The sequence below is a fragment of the Pseudomonas sp. TE21435 genome, from assembly GCF_056279265.1.
This window is the reverse complement of record NZ_JBWBQZ010000001.1, coordinates 69,417-86,553: the sequence shown is the minus strand read 5'-3', so window position 1 is coordinate 86,553 and position 17,137 is coordinate 69,417. Positions and strand designations below refer to the sequence as shown.

14 protein-coding genes are annotated in these 17,137 nt (G+C 66.8%); 10 read left to right on the top strand and 4 right to left on the bottom strand.

Annotated elements, in window-relative coordinates:
- Positions 1-164 precede the first annotated feature (164 nt).
- Complete coding sequence (locus tag ACZ9C1_RS00415; protein ID WP_476253378.1) at positions 165-1,091, bottom strand: class I SAM-dependent methyltransferase; 927 nt, start codon at positions 1,089-1,091, stop codon at positions 165-167.
- A 161-nt stretch (positions 1,092-1,252) separates the two neighbouring features.
- On the opposite strand from ACZ9C1_RS00415, the gene ACZ9C1_RS00410 reads away from it, so the two are divergent.
- From ACZ9C1_RS00410 to ACZ9C1_RS00395, 4 genes are all read left to right on the top strand, one after another.
- On the top strand, positions 1,253-1,906 hold the full coding sequence (locus ACZ9C1_RS00410) for a DsbA family oxidoreductase (RefSeq protein WP_046856501.1): 654 nt from the start codon (positions 1,253-1,255) through the stop codon (positions 1,904-1,906).
- Positions 1,903-3,006, top strand: coding sequence for an efflux RND transporter periplasmic adaptor subunit (locus ACZ9C1_RS00405; protein WP_457378289.1), 1,104 nt, complete (start codon positions 1,903-1,905; stop codon positions 3,004-3,006). Before ACZ9C1_RS00410 ends, ACZ9C1_RS00405 begins: the two co-directional genes overlap by 4 nt.
- 36 nt (positions 3,007-3,042) lie before the next feature.
- The gene (locus ACZ9C1_RS00400) at positions 3,043-6,120 is read left to right on the top strand and encodes a MexW/MexI family multidrug efflux RND transporter permease subunit (RefSeq protein ID WP_277503271.1); all 3,078 of its coding nucleotides are present in this window, start codon (positions 3,043-3,045) and stop codon (positions 6,118-6,120) included.
- An 87-nt stretch (positions 6,121-6,207) separates the two neighbouring features.
- On the top strand, positions 6,208-7,566 hold the full coding sequence (locus tag ACZ9C1_RS00395; protein WP_476253377.1) for a TolC family outer membrane protein: 1,359 nt from the start codon (positions 6,208-6,210) through the stop codon (positions 7,564-7,566).
- A 106-nt stretch (positions 7,567-7,672) separates the two neighbouring features.
- Here ACZ9C1_RS00395 and ACZ9C1_RS00390 read toward each other — a convergent pair whose 3' ends face one another.
- From ACZ9C1_RS00390 to ACZ9C1_RS00380, 3 genes are all read right to left on the bottom strand, one after another.
- A complete protein-coding gene (locus ACZ9C1_RS00390) occupies positions 7,673-7,912 on the bottom strand; it encodes a DUF3077 domain-containing protein (RefSeq protein WP_476253376.1) in 240 nt (79 codons plus the stop codon).
- Positions 7,909-8,148, bottom strand: coding sequence for a hypothetical protein (locus ACZ9C1_RS00385; RefSeq protein ID WP_110704541.1), 240 nt, complete (start codon positions 8,146-8,148; stop codon positions 7,909-7,911). Before ACZ9C1_RS00385 ends, ACZ9C1_RS00390 begins: the two co-directional genes overlap by 4 nt.
- Before the next feature lie 680 nt (positions 8,149-8,828).
- Complete coding sequence (locus tag ACZ9C1_RS00380) at positions 8,829-9,725, bottom strand: LysR family transcriptional regulator (RefSeq protein ID WP_046856506.1); 897 nt, start codon at positions 9,723-9,725, stop codon at positions 8,829-8,831.
- Between the two features lie 584 nt (positions 9,726-10,309).
- On the opposite strand from ACZ9C1_RS00380, the gene ACZ9C1_RS00375 reads away from it, so the two are divergent.
- The 6 genes from ACZ9C1_RS00375 (at position 10,310) to ACZ9C1_RS00350 (ending at position 16,966) form a co-directional block, all read left to right on the top strand.
- A complete protein-coding gene (locus ACZ9C1_RS00375) occupies positions 10,310-11,497 on the top strand; it encodes a hydroxymethylglutaryl-CoA synthase (protein ID WP_476253375.1) in 1,188 nt (395 codons plus the stop codon).
- A gap of 5 nt (positions 11,498-11,502) precedes the next feature.
- Positions 11,503-12,285 (top strand): enoyl-CoA hydratase-related protein, encoded by a 783-nt coding sequence (locus ACZ9C1_RS00370; RefSeq protein ID WP_102683556.1) that lies wholly within the window; start codon positions 11,503-11,505, stop codon positions 12,283-12,285.
- Between the two features lie 80 nt (positions 12,286-12,365).
- On the top strand, positions 12,366-14,309 hold the full coding sequence (gene asnB, locus ACZ9C1_RS00365; RefSeq protein ID WP_476253374.1) for an asparagine synthase (glutamine-hydrolyzing): 1,944 nt from the start codon (positions 12,366-12,368) through the stop codon (positions 14,307-14,309).
- Entirely contained in the window at positions 14,306-15,430 is a 1,125-nt protein-coding gene (locus tag ACZ9C1_RS00360) for an FAD-dependent oxidoreductase (RefSeq protein WP_038705689.1), read from the top strand. Before asnB ends, ACZ9C1_RS00360 begins: the two co-directional genes overlap by 4 nt.
- 10 nt (positions 15,431-15,440) lie before the next feature.
- Positions 15,441-16,517, top strand: a complete 1,077-nt coding sequence (locus ACZ9C1_RS00355; protein WP_062360728.1) for an acyl-CoA dehydrogenase family protein — start codon at positions 15,441-15,443, stop codon at positions 16,515-16,517.
- Between the two features lie 11 nt (positions 16,518-16,528).
- The gene (locus ACZ9C1_RS00350; protein ID WP_028692820.1) at positions 16,529-16,966 is read left to right on the top strand and encodes a PaaI family thioesterase; all 438 of its coding nucleotides are present in this window, start codon (positions 16,529-16,531) and stop codon (positions 16,964-16,966) included.
- Positions 16,967-17,137 lie beyond the last annotated feature (171 nt).

The following is a 17,137-nucleotide window of genomic DNA, read 5'->3' as shown; positions in this document are numbered from 1 at the left end:
GCTCCCACACCGAACGCGCAAACCTCAACCCTTGCGCTATCCCTGTGGGAGCTGGCTTGCCAGCGATGAGGCCACTACAAACAACACAAGACAGTTGCTCCGACTGGGAACGCGATCTCCTGTGGGAGCCGGCTTGCCGGCGATAGGCCGGTAAGGGCTACTGATCACCCCTGGTGAAACACCAGCGCCTTCAGGCCACCCTCCGGATCCGCATCGGGAAACTCCGGCGGATTCTCCAGCCGCTCGACGAACGCCAGCCCCGGCGCCTGCTCGGCCATCCCCTCGATGAGAAACTGCGGCCCGATCCCCGGATCGTTGACGCAGGCCAATACCGTGCCGCCTTCAGTCAACAACTCCGGCAAACGCCGAAGGATCTTGGCGTAGTCCTGGGTCAGCACGAAGCTGCCGCGCTGGAAGGTCGGCGGATCGATGATGATCAGGTCGTACGGCCCGTACTTGCGCACCTTGCCCCACGACTTGAACAGCTCATGCCCCAGGTATGCGACCCGCGAGGCGTCATGGCCATTGAGCCGGTGATTGTCGCGGCCACGGGACAGCGCCGACTTGGCCATGTCCAGGTTGACCACCTGCTCGGCGCCGCCGGCAATCGCGGCCACCGAGAAACCACAGGTATAGGCGAACAGGTTGAGCACGCGCTTGCCGCCCGCCTGCTCGCGCACCCAGCGCCGGCCGTAGCGCATGTCGAGGAACAGGCCGTTGTTCTGTCGCACGCCCAGGTCGAGCAGGTACTTCAGGCCATCCTCGACCACCTCGCGCTGCTGGCACGGCGCGCCCCACAGCCACTGCCCAGGGCTGTCGGGCAGGTAGCGGTGCTGCAGCAGGATGGCCTGGCCGCTCCACTGCGGGCGCTCGGCCAACGCCATCAGCATTGCTTCAAGCTCGGCCAGCTGGCCCTCGGGCGGCTCGCGGAACAGCGCCACCAGCAACACGCCGTCGAGCCAGTCGACGGTGATCTGTTCAAGCCCCGGCCAGCAGCGGCCACGGCCATGGAACAGGCGGCGAGTCTCCTGGGGGGCAGGGTCGAGGGCGGCGAGCAGGTGCTGCTCGAGGGTGGCAATGGCTGGGCTCATGTCGGCTACGGTCAGGCAAAAGCGCCATTCTACCCGCTCGCGGCCGGGCCGGGCGGCCATCGATGAAGGGGATGAGAGGGTTTGCGGCACTTTTGTCGCTTTTTTCTTGCCGGGGCGCTGTGGATAGTGCGGCCATCCCTCCCTGAAACCGGATCACTGCCATGTCACCCCTGAAAGTCGAATTCTTCCACGATGTCGTCTGCGGCTGGTGCTTCGTCCTCGCCCCGCGCCTGAAGCAGTTGCAGGACGAACTGAACCTGGACGTGCAGCACCGCAGCTTCATCCTGCAGACCAGCCGCGAGGCGATGGTCGAGCGCTTCGGCTCGATGCCCAAGGCCAAAGAGACCATCCTCAGCCACTGGCTGTCGTGCTCGCGTGCCGAGGACGTCAAGCGCATCAACATCGAAGCCATGCGTCAGCAGGACTTCGAGTACCCCACCGGCCTGCTCGCGGGCCTGGCCTGCCAGACCGCCAAGGCCCTGGGCGGCAACGAAGGCCACGAGCGTATGTTCGACCGCCTGCAGGAAGCCCACCTGGTGCAGGCCCGCAACATCGGTGACCGCGCCACCGTGCTGGCGGTGGCCGCCGAAGCCGGTTTCGACCCGCAGGCCTTCGCCACGGCATTCGACCAGCAGGCCCCGCAGATGCTCGAGGAAGAACTGGCCCAGGGCCGGCGCCTGGGCATCAGTTCGGTGCCCAGCCTGGTGATCGACGGCCGCTACCTGGTCCCCGGCGCGCTGAGCCTCGAGCAACTGCGCCAGACCTTCATCCAGGTCCGTGCCAACCAGAACCAGGCACAAGGAGCCGCCCAATGAAAAACCGTTACTGGATCGCCGCCGGCACTTCCCTGTCGCTGCTGGCCATGGCCCTGCTGCCCGCCCCGGCGGTAGTGGCCAACGACGCCCCCGCCGCCCAGGCCAACGCCACCCCGGTGGCAATCGCCCGCGTGCAGTCGGGCCCGATGCCGCAGGTGCTCAGCGCCGTCGGCACCCTGGAGGCGGTACACCAGGTCAATGTCTCGCCCGAGGTCGGCGGGCGTATCACCGCGCTGGAGTTCACCGCCGGCAAGGCCGTGGCCGCAGGCCAGGTGCTGGTCAAGCTCAACGACGCGCCCGAACGCGGCGAGCTGGCCAAGCTGCAGGCCCAGGCCAAGAACGCCAAGCTGGCCCTGGAGCGCACGCGCAAGGTGCTGCCGCTGGCCTCCACCCAGGCCCAGCTGGATCAGGCCCAGGCCAACTACGACCAGCTGCTCGGCGAGATCGCCCAGGTCCAGGCGCAGATCGCGCAGAAGACCATCCGCGCCCCGTTCGCCGGCGTGCTGGGTATCCGCAAGGTCAACCTCGGCCAGTACGTCAGCCCCGGCGACAGCCTGGTAACCCTCACCGAGCTGTCGCGCCTGCACGTCAACTTCCCGCTGCCCGAGCAGTCCGCCGCCGCCCTGCAGGCGGGCCAAGCCATCACCCTCAAGGTCGACGCCTGGCCGCAGCAGCGCTTTGTCGCCGCGGTCACCACCCTGGAGCCGCAGATCGACCCGGGCGCCCGCTCCATGCTGGTGCAGGCAACCCTCGACAACCCCGGCCAGCAACTCAAGCCGGGCATGTTCGCCAACGTCAGCATCGAGCTGCCGAGCCACGCCGATGTGCTGAGCGTGCCGGAGACGGCGATCAGCTACAGCGCCTACGGCAACTCGCTGTACGTGCTGCGCGAGAAGGACGGCGCCCTGCGCGTGGAGCAGGTGTTCGTCAGGCTCGGCGCGCGCCGCGACGATCGCGTGGTGGTGCTCGACGCGCTGACCCCGGGCGACCGCGTGGTGGTCTCGGGGCAGATCCGCCTGAGCAACGGCATGCCGGTGCGGGTCACCGATGACACCCTGGCCGCCAGCACCCCGCGCAAGCCGGACCTGGCCCAGCAGTAATGGGTTTGCGTGCCACTGAAAAGGACCTGTAGCACCATGAAATTCACCGACCTGTTCATCCGCCGCCCGGTACTGACCCTGGTGGTCTGCGCGATGATCGTCATGCTTGGCCTGTTGGCGCTGCTGAACCTGCCGATCCGCCAGTACCCGCAGCTGGAAAGCGCGACCATCACCATCACCACCGAATACCCCGGCGCCCGCTCGCAGCTGATGCAGGGCTTCGTCACCCAGCCCATCTCGCAGGCCGTGGCCTCGGTCGACGGCGTCGACTACCTGAGCTCGACCTCGACCCAGGGCAAGAGCGTCATCAGCGTGCGCCTGAAGCTCAATGCCGACTCCAACAAGGCCCTCACCGAGATCATGGCCGCCGTCAACCAGGTCAAGTACCGCCTGCCCGAAGGCGCCTACGACTCGGTGGTGGCCAAGTCTTCCGGCGAAGGCACGGCGGTGATCTACGTCGGCTTCTCGAGCAAGGACATCGGCCTGCCGGCGATCACCGACTACATCTCCCGCGTGGTGCAGCCGCGCCTGGCGGCCATCGACGGCGTGGCCGAGGCGCAGATCCTCGGCGGCCAGAAACTGGCCATGCGCCTGTGGCTGGACCCGGCGCGCATGGCCGCGCGCAACCTGTCGGCCAGCGACGTGGCCGAGGCCATCCGCCAGAACAACTTCCAGGCCGCCCCCGGGCAGACCAAGGGCCAGTACGTCTCGGCCAACATCAACATCAACACCGACCTGACCAGCGTCGACCAGTTCCGCCAGATGGTGGTGCGCCGCGACGGCGACACGCTGATCCGCCTGAGCGACATCGGCACCGCCGAGCTCGGCGCCACCTCCTACGACACCAGCGGCATCATGGACGGCGAGCCTGCGGTGTTCATCGGCCTGCACGCCACCCCCGCCGGCAACCCGCTGACCATCGTCGGCTCAGTGCAGGAAATGATGCCGCAGATCCGCGAGACCATGCCGCCGGGCATGACCGCCAACATCGTGTTCGAGGTGGCGCGTTTCATCCAGGCGTCCATCGACGAGGTGGTCAAGACCCTGGTCGAGGCCGTGGTGATCGTCGCCGTGGTGATCTTCCTGTTCCTCGGCTCGCTGCGCAGCGTGCTGATCCCGCTGGTGACCATCCCACTGTCGCTGATCGGCGCGGCGGCGATCATGAGCCTGTTTGGGTTCAGCATCAACCTGCTGACCCTGCTGTCGATGGTCCTGGCCATCGGCCTGGTGGTGGACGACGCCATCGTCGTGGTGGAGAACGTGCACCGGCATATCGAGGAAGGCAAGACGCCGTTGCATGCGGCTTTGGTCGGCGCCCGCGAGATCGCCGGCCCGGTGATCGCCATGACCCTGACCCTGGCCGCGGTGTACGCCCCGATCGGCCTGATGGGCGGGCTGACCGGCGCGCTGTTCAAGGAGTTCGCCTTCACCCTCGCCGGCGCCGTGGTGGTGTCCGGCGTGGTGGCGCTGACCCTGTCGCCGGTGATGAGCGCCTTCCTGCTCAACCGCCAGGCCAGCGAAGGGCCGATGGCGCGTGGCGCCGAGCGTTTCTTCCACTGGCTGGGCAACGGCTATGGCCGTTTGCTTGACGTGTCCCTGCACCACCGCTGGGTCACCCTGGCCATCGCCGTGGCGGTGTTCGTCAGCCTGCCGATCCTCTACCTCGGCGCCCAGCGCGAACTGGCGCCGGTCGAGGACCAGGCCCAGGTGCTGGCGGTGGCCAAGGCCCCGCAGTACGCCAACATCGATTACACCCAGATGTACGCGCACCGCATGGACCGCCTGTTCGCCACCTTCCCGGAAACCGACATCACCTGGGTGGTCAACGGCAACGACGGCCCGCGCACCGCGTTCGGCGGCGCCAACCTGAGCACCTGGGAAAAGCGCCAGCGCAGCGCCGACCAGCTGCAAGCCGAGATCCAGAAAGCCGTGGGCGAGATCGAGGGCGTGGCCATCTTCGCCTTCCAGCTGCCGCCGCTGCCCGGCTCCACCGGCGGCCTGCCGGTGCAGATGGTGATCCAGAGCTCCCAGGACCACCGCGTGGTGTTCGACGCCATGGACAAGATCAAGCAGGCGGCCATGGCCAGCGGCCTGTTCGCCGTGGTCGACAGCGATCTGGACTTCAACAGCCCGCTGGTCAACATCAACATCGACCGCAGCAAGGCCAACGACCTGGGTATCAGCATGCAGGCCATCGGCGACGCCCTGGCGGTACTGGTGGGCGAGAACTACGTCAACCGCTTTGCCCTCGACGGCCGCTCCTACGACGTGATCCCGCAGGTGGCACGGGCCCAGCGCCTGTCGGCCGAGATGCTGGTCGGCCAGTACGTCAAGGCCGCCAACGGCGCCCAGGTGCCGCTGTCGACCCTGGTCAGCTTCGACATGTCGATCGAGCCCAACAAGCTGACCCAGTTCAACCAGCTCAACTCGGCCACCCTGCAGGCGGTGCCGGCGCCGGGCGTGAGCATCGGCGACGCGGTGCAGTTCCTCGCCGCCCAGGCCGATGCCCTGCCCACCGGCTTCAGCCATGACTGGCTGTCGGATGCCCGCCAGTTCGTCCAGGAAGGCAGCGCCCTGGTGGTGACGTTCATCTTCGCCATCCTGGTCATCTACCTGGTGCTGGCGGCGCAGTTCGAAAGCCTGCGCGACCCGTTGGTGATCCTGGTCAGCGTGCCGATGTCGGTGTGCGGCGCGCTGATCCCGCTGTACCTGGGCTATGCCACGGTGAACATCTACACGCAAATCGGCCTGGTGACCCTGGTCGGCCTGATCAGCAAGCACGGCATCCTCATGGTCGAGTTCGCCAACGAGCTGCAGCAGGCCGACCAGCTCGACCGCCGCACGGCCATCGAACGCGCCGCGCAGATCCGTCTGCGGCCGATCCTGATGACCACCGCGGCCATGGTGGTGGGCCTGGTGCCGCTGCTGCTGGCCAGCGGCGCCGGTGCCCACAGCCGCTTCAGCCTGGGCCTGGTGATCGTCATCGGCATGCTGGTCGGTACGCTGTTCACCCTGTTCATCCTGCCCACCGTGTACTCGCTGCTGGCCAAGGACCACCGTGCCAGCGAAGACCCACGCCTGCAGGAACTGGCCGCCTACACCCAGCCGGCCTGACCCCTTAGCCCGCCCTCCCCTGTGGCAGCCATGACCGGCTGCCCCTGGGAGCGGCCGGCCCGAATAAAGAGAAACGACATGCTACGTATGACCCTTCTGCCCCTGCTGCTGCTGGCGCCCCTGGCCCAGGCCGTTGCCGCCGACCGTGCGACGCTGATGTCGGTGTACGCCCAGGTGGTCGAGCACAACAGCGACATGGCCGCCGCCCGCGAGAACTACCTGGCCCGCCGCGAGGCCGTGCCCCTGGCCCGCGCCCGCCTGCTGCCGCAGGTGGCCCTGGATGCCGAGGCCGGCGACGTGCGCAGCGACCGCCGCCAGGTCGAGCAACGCAGCGGCAGCCTGTACCGCCTGAGCCTCGACCAACCGCTGTTCGACCTCAGCCGCTGGTTCGACTACAAGGCCGCGCAGTCCGAGAACGAACAGGCCGAACTGGACTTCTCGGCATTCCAGCAGCAGCTGATCCTCGACACCGCCAGCCGCTACTTCGACACCCTGCTGGCCGAGGACAATTTGGCCACCGCCAAGGCCGAGCTGCGCGCCTTCGACCGCCAGCTGCAACAGACCCGGCTAAGCTACGACGCCGGCCTGTCCGACCAGAACGACATGCTCTCGGCCCAGGCCAGCTTCGACCGCGCCAGCGCCAACCTGATCGACAGCCAGCGCCGCAGCGAGGACGCCTACCAGGCACTGATGCGCCTGACCGGCCAGGCCCAGCCGGCATTGGCCGGGATCCGTCACAGCCTGCCGGTGCAGGCGCCGGTGCCCGAGCGCGCCGAGGCCTGGGTCGAGCAGGCCATGGCGCAGAACCTGCGCCTGCGCGCCAGCCAGGCCGCCGTTAGCCAGGCCGGCCAGACCCTGCGCAGCAGCAAGGCCGATCACCTGCCGACCTTCAACCTGGCCATGGGCTACGCCGAGGGTGACAGCGACCTGATGGACTCCAGCGCGCACTTCGGCCAGCGCCCCGGCAACCAGCGCGACAGCTCGGTGATGGTGCAGATGAAGCTGCCGCTGTTCAGCGGCGGCGGCACCAGCGCGCGGGTGCGCCAGGCCACCCATGAGCTGGCGCGTACCGAGTACGGCCGCACCAGCCTCGAACGCGAGGTGCTGGAAGGGTCGCGCAACGCCTTCCGCGCGGTGGTCAGCGATGTCGAGCAGGTACGGGCGCGGCGCCAGAGCATCATCTCCAGCCAGGGCTCGTTGCGGGCCACCGAGGCGGGGTATGAGGTGGGCAGCCGCAACATCGTCGATATCCTCGATGCCCAGCGCGACCTGTACAACGCGGTGCGTGACTACAACGTCTCGCGCTATGCGTACATCGTCGACAGCCTGCGGCTCAAGCAGCAGGCTGGCAGCCTGAGCCCGGAGGACCTGCGCGAATTGGCGGGGTACCTGAAGCTGGATTACGAGCCGGAGCGGGATTTCCTGCCGAGTGATCTGCGCGGGTAAGGTATTGGCAACACCGGCCCTATCGCGGGGCAAGCCCGCTCCCACGCCTGAATGCGTTGTTTGCAAGGGCGTGGGAGCGGGCTTGCCCCGCGATAGGGCCATCGGATCAACAGCGGCGGTTCATACCAAGCTCCATGTCATCGATCAACGCCTTGGCCATGGCGCTCAACATGCGCGCTGCGCTGCCCGCCATCAGGTCGCCTTCCATCTCGGCCTCGCAGGTGAGGTGGCGAATGCAGCCAAGCAGCACCGACAACTCGCTGAAGGCATCCGCGAAGGGAACGCCCGGCTCGACCTTGAACAGGTCCATGCAACGGGTCCGGCCCGCGGTACGTGCGTTGGTCATGGCTGCACCTCTGGCTTGTGTTCGAGCAAGGCACAGGCCAGCTGGCCGAGGTAGTCGCTGGCGGCGAACAGACGGTCCTGGGCTTCGCCAGGGTCGGTCTTGAAGTAGATATCGAGGACATCGGAAATAGCCGTGGCCACTTCGACGGCGGCGGTCATGGCTTCTTCGCGGGTGAGGGTCGGGCGGATTGCGATGAAGGGGGCTAGACGGGGTGGGTCTGGGACGATCTTTTTCATAGTCAACACTCCTGCGCGGTTCAAGAATGCTGCCCTCCGGCGCCTTTCTCACGGGACAAAGGGTGGCAGCCGTGCACGGGGTGAGAAACCGAGGCGCAAGAGAAACTCGGCCAGACCGAAGTCTGCCCGGGCACGGCTGCCATAACTGGATTGCCGATAATTTACGCCTCGGGTTCTCACGCCCGGTCACCTGATATGGCGACCCAGTGAAGTTATCCGTGGGGTATTTCCCCGACAACGCAGCAGCTTCCGGCAAGCGCGTAGGATAGTTCCCAAGCTTTGCTGGCTGAAGCATTTGGTTTCAGGTTCGGAAAGATCCGACATGAGATTCTGGGGGATCTGGGGTGTTCGCCGAGAGAGATTCTGCGCCTGGGAGATCGAGCGCCGCCCGCGCGGCGCATCGCGGATGAATCCGCTCCTACATTTGTTGCAACGTGACCATGCCTGATAGGCCATGGTTGTTAGCCTCGTGTGCATGACGCGGTTTTCCGGTGGGCGCTTCTGCCGCCCCACCTGTCTCAAGCCCTGCGCCAAGGCGGGCAACCATGGCCTGACAGGTTCGGTACGTTGCAACAAATGTAGGAGCGGATTCATCCGCGATGCGCCGCGCGGGCGGCGCTCGGTCTCGTAGGCGCTGCACCACTACCGGCGAACACCTCGAATAGCGTGCGAGCAAGCCATCACCCCGGCCGATACTCCCGGCACCGCTCCCGCAGTATCTGCGCCAGCAACCGCACCTCGGGACTGTGCCGGTACTCCTCGGGATACCCCATGTACATCGGCACCTCCCGCTCCCGCTGATGCTGCAGGTTGACCCGCACCAACCGCCCTTGCGCCAACCCCTGCTGCACCCGGTGCTCCGGCAGCCAGGCAAAGCCCATCCCCCGCTCGACGAAGCTCTCGGCCGCCGCCAGGCTGCTCACCGTCCAGCGCTGCGAGGTCCCCAGCCAGCCGCTGTTCTGCGAATTGCGCGTGCCGGAATCGCGGATCACCACCTGCCGGTGGTTCTTCATGTCGTCCAGGCTCAACTCGCCCTGCGCCTCGCTGAGCGGGTGGCTGGCCCCCACCACGCAGATCAACGAGACATTCAGCAAGAACTCCTGCAGATACCCCGAGGGCAGGCTGCTGGCGATGCCCAGCTCGACCTTGCCGTCCTCGAGCAACTCGCGAGCCCCGGACAACGCCGTCTCGTACAGGCGGATACGGTGATCCTTGTACTCCAGGGCGAACTCCTGCAATGCCTGTTGCAGCAATTCGATGGGGAACAGCACATCCACCGCCAGCGCCTGCTCGGTGAACAACCCGGGTTGGTACTGGTTAGCCAGGTGCTCGAGCTTCTGCGCCGCGCCCAGCAGGTGCTTGGCCTGGGGCAATAGCGCCTTGCCCAGCGAGGTGAGCACGGCCTTGCGCCCTTCGATGATGAACAGCTCCTGGCCCAGGAGCATTTCCATGCGGTTGACCGAATGGCTGATCGCCGACTGCGACTTGTACATGTGCTCGCCGGCCTGCTGGAAACCGCCGCACTCGACCGTGCAGACGAACGCGCGCCACTGATCGAGACTGATCTTGGAAAACACCACTACCTCCTTGTGTGCCCGGAAACCGGGCGACGATTCCTTTGTCCTGCGGCGTTGTACCACAGCTGCCGCCAACACATGAAGACCGTGCCGCGATGCGCGCACTTTTTGTCACTATTCGCCCAGGCACGCTTCGTGCGACAACAACGTCCCGCACAGTGCCTGGCACTAATGGATGAATAATGGACAAGGAAGTCCCGACCATGCAGATATGCACAAGCGATACGGCATAAATATATAGCCGAAACAACAGGTCAATCAGGCGACAACACCGCCATAAAATTTTCATATTAAAACAATTGAAAATTTTAATTGCCCTATTGTTCGACAATCTGTTCATCACCCCTTTGCATAAGCCGCGTGGAATCACGGGGCGCACGCCTGCGCGCGATAAATAAAATGCAAACTTTCCGCCCCCGGAAAACCATGAACAGGCGTCATCAATCCCATCTGAATTATTCGCTTTTTTTGGCAAAAGCTTCAGCCGCAATAATTAAATGGCCAGCAGGGACTGGCACCGGAACAACAAGACCGGTTGTGTATTTTGGGATTTTTTCAACAGTGAAAAATAATTGGGCATACACATGAAAATCGGCATTGATGATATTGGGCTGTCTGTACCGCAACACTTTTTTGCACTGGAAGAACTTGCCGAACGGCATGGTATCGACCCGCAGAAGTACCTGGTCGGCATCGGCCAGGAGTTCATGGCCGTGCCGGCCCCGGACGAAGACATCGTGACCCTGGCGGCCAACGCCGCCCTGCCGCTGCTCGATGACGCCACCCGCGCCTCGATCGCCACGGTGATCCTCGCCACCGAGAGCGGCATCGACCAGTCCAAGGCCGCCGGCCTGTTCGTCCACAGCCTGCTCGGCCTGCGCGCCGACTGCCGCGTGGTGGAGTTCAAGCAGGCCTGCTACGGCGCCACCGCCGGCTTGCAGATGGCCCGTGCGCTGGTCGCCCAGCGTCCTCACGAAAAGGTGCTGGTAATCGCCACCGACATCGCCCGCTACGAGCAGAACTCCGAGGGCGAATGCACCCAGGGCGCCGGCGCCGTGGCCATGATCGTGGCCGAGAACCCGCGCCTGCTGGAGCTGCACCCGCACCAGGGCCGCTACAGCCTGGACGTCTCGGACTTCTGGCGGCCGAACCTGCGCAGCACCGCGCTGGTCGACGGCAAACTGTCGATCGAGGTCTACCTGGAGTCGCTGCGCAACGCCTGGCAGAGCTACCGCGCCGATGGCGGCCTGGGCCTGGAGGACATGAGCTTCCTGTGCTTCCACCAGCCGTTCACCAAGATGGCGAAGAAGGCCTTCTCGGTGTTCGAGGCGATCGAACCCGAAGCGGCCAAGGCCCTGGGCGAGCAGGCCTACGCCACCAGCCAGCTGTACGGCAAGGCCATCGGCAACTGCTACACCGCCTCGCTGTACATCGCCCTGCTGTCGCTGCTGGACAACAGCGACGAGGACCTGACCGGGCGCAACATCGGCCTGTTCAGCTACGGTTCGGGCAGCGTCGGCGAGTTCTTCAGCGCCACCGTGGTGCCGGGCTACCAGGCCCATTCGCGGCGCAAGGCGCATGCGCGCATGCTGGCCAGCCGCACCCGCCTGGGCCATGAGCAGTACAGCAGCTGGTTCTACGGCGACAACCACCCGGCCGTGGCCGACTACAGCACGCCGTACGTCACCGGCGGCGCCTTCCGCTACGGCGGTTGCGAGGGTTATCGCCGTCAGTACGAGAGCACCGCCCTGTCCCTGAAGATGGCGAGCTGACGACCATGAGCGACGTGCTGCTGAGCTGGCCGCAACCTGCGGTCGCCTGCCTGACCCTGAACCGTCCGCATGCCGGCAACGCCCTCGACGAGGCCCTGCTCGGGGCCTTGCACGAGCAGTTGCAGGCCCTCGTCGAGCACCCCGGGCTGCGCGCCCTGGTGCTCGACGGCGCCGGCGAGCACCTGTGCACCGGGGCGGACCTGGAGTGGATGCGCCGCAGCCGCGAGTTCGACCATGCGCGCAACCTGGAGGACGCCAGCCTGCTGGCCAACGTCCTGCAGCGCCTGGACGACTTCCCGGTGCCGGTGCTGATGCTGGCCCGCGGCGCGGTGTTCGGCGGGGCCCTGGGCCTCTTGTGCTGCGCCGACCATGTGCTGGCCGCCGAGGATGCGCGTTTCTGCTTCAGCGAGGCGCGCCTGGGCCTGGCCCCGGCCCTGATCAGCCCCTACGTGGTGCGCGCCATGGGCGTGCGCCAGGCACGGCGCTACATGCTCTCGGCCGAGGTGTTCGGCACCGAGGACGCGCTGCGCCTGCAGCTGGTCCACCGCCTGGTGCCCGCCGCCGAGCTGGAGCAGGCCCGTGACCGCTGGCTGGCCACCCTGCTGCAGACCGGCCCCCAGGCCAGTCGCGAGATCAAGCAGATGCTGGCGCGCCTGGCAGGCCGCGACCACCTGCTCGACGAGCAGGGTTGCAACCTGCAGCTGATCGCCCGCCTGCGCACCTCCAGCGAGGGCCAGCACGGTCTTGCCGCCTTCTTCGAACGCAGCCGCCCCGACTGGGCGCAATGAACCCTGGGTGCGCGGACCACGAAGCCCGCGCCGTTCCGGCGTCGCCGACGACGCCCGACCTATGAGAAAAGGATTTTGCCATGTGTGGTTTCATCGGTGTCTACCAGTCCAAACGCAACAGCATCAGCGACCAGTCGATCCTCGACGCCCTGGCCGCCATCAACCACCGCGGCCCGGACGAGCACAGCCTGTGGCGTGACCCGGGCGAGCGCGCCGTGCTTGGCCATACCCGCCTGAGCATCATCGGCCTGGACAACGGCATGCAGCCGATCGTCGCCGACGAAGGCGACCTGGCGGTGATCGTCAACGGCGAGTTCTACGACCACGAGCGCATCCGCGCCGAGCTGCAGGCCGAAGGCGCGATCTTCAAGACCGCCTCGGACAGCGAGATCGCCCTGCACCTGTACCGCCGCTCCGGCATGGCCGGGCTCAAGGAGCTGCGCGGCGAGTTCGCCATGGTCCTGTTCGACCGTCGTCGCCGCCTGATGCTGGCGGTGCGCGACCGCCTGGGCATCAAGCCGCTGTTCTACACCCAGCACGAAGGCAACTGGTACTTCGCCTCCGAGATCAAGGCCCTGCTGGCCGCCGGCGTCAACCCAACCTGGGACGAGAACGCCTATGCCAGCCGCGCCTTCTACCTGCGCGACCACACCCTGTTCGAAGGCGTGCGCAGCGTGCAGCCGGGGTGCTGGGTGATGGTCGACCACGGCGGCCTGCACAGCGGCCGTTACTGGGACATGGAATTCGCCCGCCGCGACACCCCGGCGCCGAGCGACGAGGCCGGCATGATCGAGGCCGTGCGCGCCTCCATCGAAGAAGCCGTGCGCCTGCGCCTGCGCGCCGACGTACCGATGGGCGTGTACCTGAGCGGTGGCATCGACTCCTCGGCGATGCTGGGCATGGCCACCGCCCTCAAGGGCGAGCCGCTGGACGCCTTCAACCTGTCGTTCACCGACATGGACGACTACGACGAGAACCGTTTCGCGCGCATGGCCGCCGAGCACAACGGCGCGCGCTTCCATACCATCGAGATCACCCAGGACGACCTGGCCGACAACTTCGAGCAGGCGGTGTGGCACAACGAGACGCCGTTCTTCAACGCCCACGGCGTGGCCAAGTACATCCTCAGCAAGGAAGTGCGCAAGGCCGGCCTGAAGGTGGTGCTGACCGGCGAAGGCGCCGACGAAGTGTTCGCCGGCTACCCGCACTTCCGCCGCGACATGCTGCTGTACAACAACGAACAACAAGACCCGAAAGTCATCGACCTGCTGCGCCAGCGCATCCAGGCCAACGAGCAGGGCTACACCAGCGCGCACATGCCCCACGACATCCACTGGATGGTCGACCAGCTCAAGCACGGCGTGTCGTGGCTGGACAACCAGGCCGGCTGGTTCAAGGCCCTGGAGAGCCTGTACCGCGGCGACTTCCGCGACCACTTCACCGGCGTCGACCCGTACCGCCAGTTCTTCGACCGCCTCGACCACGGCAAGCTCGCCGACCGCGACCCGGTGCACAACTCCATGTACCTGTGGGCCAAGTCGTACCTGCCGAACTTCGTCCTCACCACCCTGGGCGACCGCATGGAGATGGCCAACAGCATCGAAGGCCGCGTGCCGCTGCTCGACCACCACGTGGTCGAGCTGGCCTGCCAGCTGCCGGTGTGGATGAAGGTGCGCGGCGCCACCGAGAAGTACGTGTTCCGCGAAGCCATGCGCCCTTACCTGCCCAAGGCCCTGTACGAGCGCAAGAAGCACTACTTCCGCGCGCCGCCGGCCACCCTGCAGCAGCAAGGCCGCCTGTGGCAACTGGTGCAGGACACCCTGCACAGCCGTGACCTGGACGCGCTGCCGTTCTTCGACGCGGCCAAGGTACGCAGCCTGCTCAAGCAACTGCCGACCCTCAGCGCCCAGGAACAAGGCCTGCTCGACCCGATGCTGATGGAGCTGACCAGCCTGTGCCTGCTGCAGCGCCGCTACCGCATGAGCGGCCAGAGCTGGAACACCTTGAGCGAGGTGGCCGCATGAAGATCGCGATCATCGGCGCCGGCCTCAATGGCCTGGCCTGCGCCCTGATTCTCAAGCGCTTCGGCCTCGAGGCCACGGTGTACGAGCGGGCCCATGGCCCGCGCGACTCGGGCACCGGCATCTACGTCTGGCCCCAGGGCGTGCAGGTGCTGCGCTTCCTGTTCAACGACACCGGCTTCATCGGCCGCGGCAAGGCCATCGAGTTCCTCGACACCCATGGCCGCGACGGTCGCCTGATCCACAGCCAGCCGGTGCGCCCGGATGGCCTGGGGATCCCGGCGCCGGCGGTGATGTTCCCACGCCCCGAGCTGTTCGGCCTGCTGCGCGAACGCCTGGCGCCGGGGCAGATCCGCTACCAGATGGGTTGCGAGAAGGTGGAGAAGGTCGGCGAACAGGCGCGGGTCACCTTCAGCAACGGCGAGCAGGAAGACTTCGACCTGGTGATCGGCAGCGATGGCGTCGGTTCCACCGTGCGCCAGTGCCTGGAGCCGGGCCTGACGCCCTATGACACGGGCCTGGTGGCCAGCCGCGGCATGGTCGAGTTCGACTCGCCGCTGCTGCTGCCCGACCGTTGCCAGATCTTCGCCTCGGAGTTCTCGCGGGTGGTCACCTACCCGCTGGCGGCCGACCGCCCGTACCGCTACTGGTTCGCCGCCTACCAGCACCGCAACCAGCCGCTGCTCGACCGCGACGGCCTGGTGCGGCTGTTCGCCGACCTGCCGCCGGATGTGGTGCGGATGATGGAAGCCACCGAGCACGAGCAGATCCTCACCCACAAGATGATGGCCCTGACCGGCGCCGGCTGCTGGCAGAACGGCCGCGTGGTGATGCTCGGCGACAGCATCCACGCCATGCTGCCGACCCTCGGCTACGGCCTGACCCTGGGCCTGGAGAACGCCTTCATGCTCGCCCAGGCCCTGGTCGGCTGCTGCGACGAGCGCCTCGACAGCGCTCTGCAGCGCTACGAGATCCGCGCCGCCGAGCGTTCGCGGGTGATGCTGGAAGTGATGCGCGACATGACCGACCTGTACTACTTCGAGGAAGACAGCGCCATGACCTCGTCGCGGATCCGGCCGATCGTCGAGCGCTTCCACGACCTGGCCCTGACCACGGTGTTCTGAGGAGATCGCCATGACCGACGCATACCGCCAGCGCCTGCAGGCCTTCGTCAGCGAGCGCATCACGCCGAACGTGGCGGCCTGGGAGCAGCTCGGCGCCTACCCGGCCACGCTCAACCGCGAGGCCGGCGCCGCCGGCCTGCTCGGCCTGGGCCACGACCACCGCCAGTTGCCGGACGACCCGCGGGCCGTGGCGGTGCTGATCGAGGAGCTGACCCGCAGCGGCGCCCAGGGCATCACCATGGGCCTGGGCTCGCACTTCGTCAGCCTCAAGGCGGTGCAGGCCACCGGCCACCCGATCGTCCACGACCTGGTGCCGGCGGTGCTCGACGGCCGCCAGAGCATCGCCCTGGCGATCACCGAGCGCCAGGCCGGCTCCGACCTGCGTGCCCTGGAGTGCCGCGCCACGCGCCAGGCCGATGGCTACCGGTTGAACGGGCACAAGGCGTTCATCTGCAACGCCACCCGTGCCGATTGGCTGCTGATGGTCGGCCACTGCGAGGACGGCCTGGCGCTGTTCCTGGTCGAAGGCTCCGCCGCCGGCATCCGTCACACCCCGCGCCAGGCCCTGGGCTGGCGCTGCCTGCCGCTGGCCGACCTGGAGCTTGTGGACGTGCCAGCGCTGCGCCTGACCGGCAAGGGCGGCGTCGGCCGCCTGCTGCAAGCCAGCCTGCAGCAGGAGCGGCTGAACCTGGCGGTGATGGCCATCACCAGCGCCGACATGGCCCTGCAGGCCGCCATCGACTGGTGCAAGAGCCGCCAGGTCGGCGGCAAGCCGCTGTTCGACAAGTCGGTGATCCGCCAGCGCCTGGCCGAGCACTACGCGCAGCTGACGGTCAGCCGCCAGTTCGTCGACACCTGCGTGGCCCGCCAGGCCGAAGGCACCCTGGACGCGCACCAGGTCGCCATCGCCAAGAACAGCGCCGTGCAGACTTTGGAAACCCTGGCCCGCGACGCCGTGCAGCTGCATGGCGCCCACGGCTGCGTCGAGCCCTCGCTGGTCGAACGCATCCACCGCGACGCCCGCCTGCTGGCCATCGGCGGCGGCACCCACGAAATCATGCTGGAAATCATTGCCCGGCACCTGTGAAGGATCACACCATGAGCACCATCAGCGACCACGCCGCCGCGCACTCGCGCGCGCTGCTCGAACACGCCTACCAGCGCTACTGCGGGCTGGAAATGCTGGAACAGTCCCCCGGCCAGTGCACCTGCCGGCTGACCGTTACCGATGCCATCGACAACCTGAGCCAGACCCTGCACGGCGGGGTGATCTACTCGATGCTCGACGTCACCAGCATGCTCGCCACCCTGCCCTTGCTGGGGCCTGACGAGTACGCCCTGACCAACAGCTTCAACACCCTGCTGCTGTCGGCCACGCCGCGCGATACCGAGGTGTTGTTCCATGCCAAGGTGATCCGCGACGGCCGCAACCTGATGTTCACCCAGGCCGAGGCCTGGCGGGTCAATGCCGACGGCAGCCAGACCCGCATCGCCAGCGCGCAGCTGAGCAAGTTCAGGCTCAAGCGGGAGTGGTAAGGGCGTAATCACCCATCATGTTCATCGCGGGGCAAGCCCGCTCCCACGCGATTTGTGGGAGCAGGCTTGCCCCGCGCTCGTTCCAGCCCAGAGCCCCTGGCGATACATGACAACCTTAAGGGTAATACCCTGATTATCTGCGCTTTTCACTCCCGCCCGATTGCTCAAGAC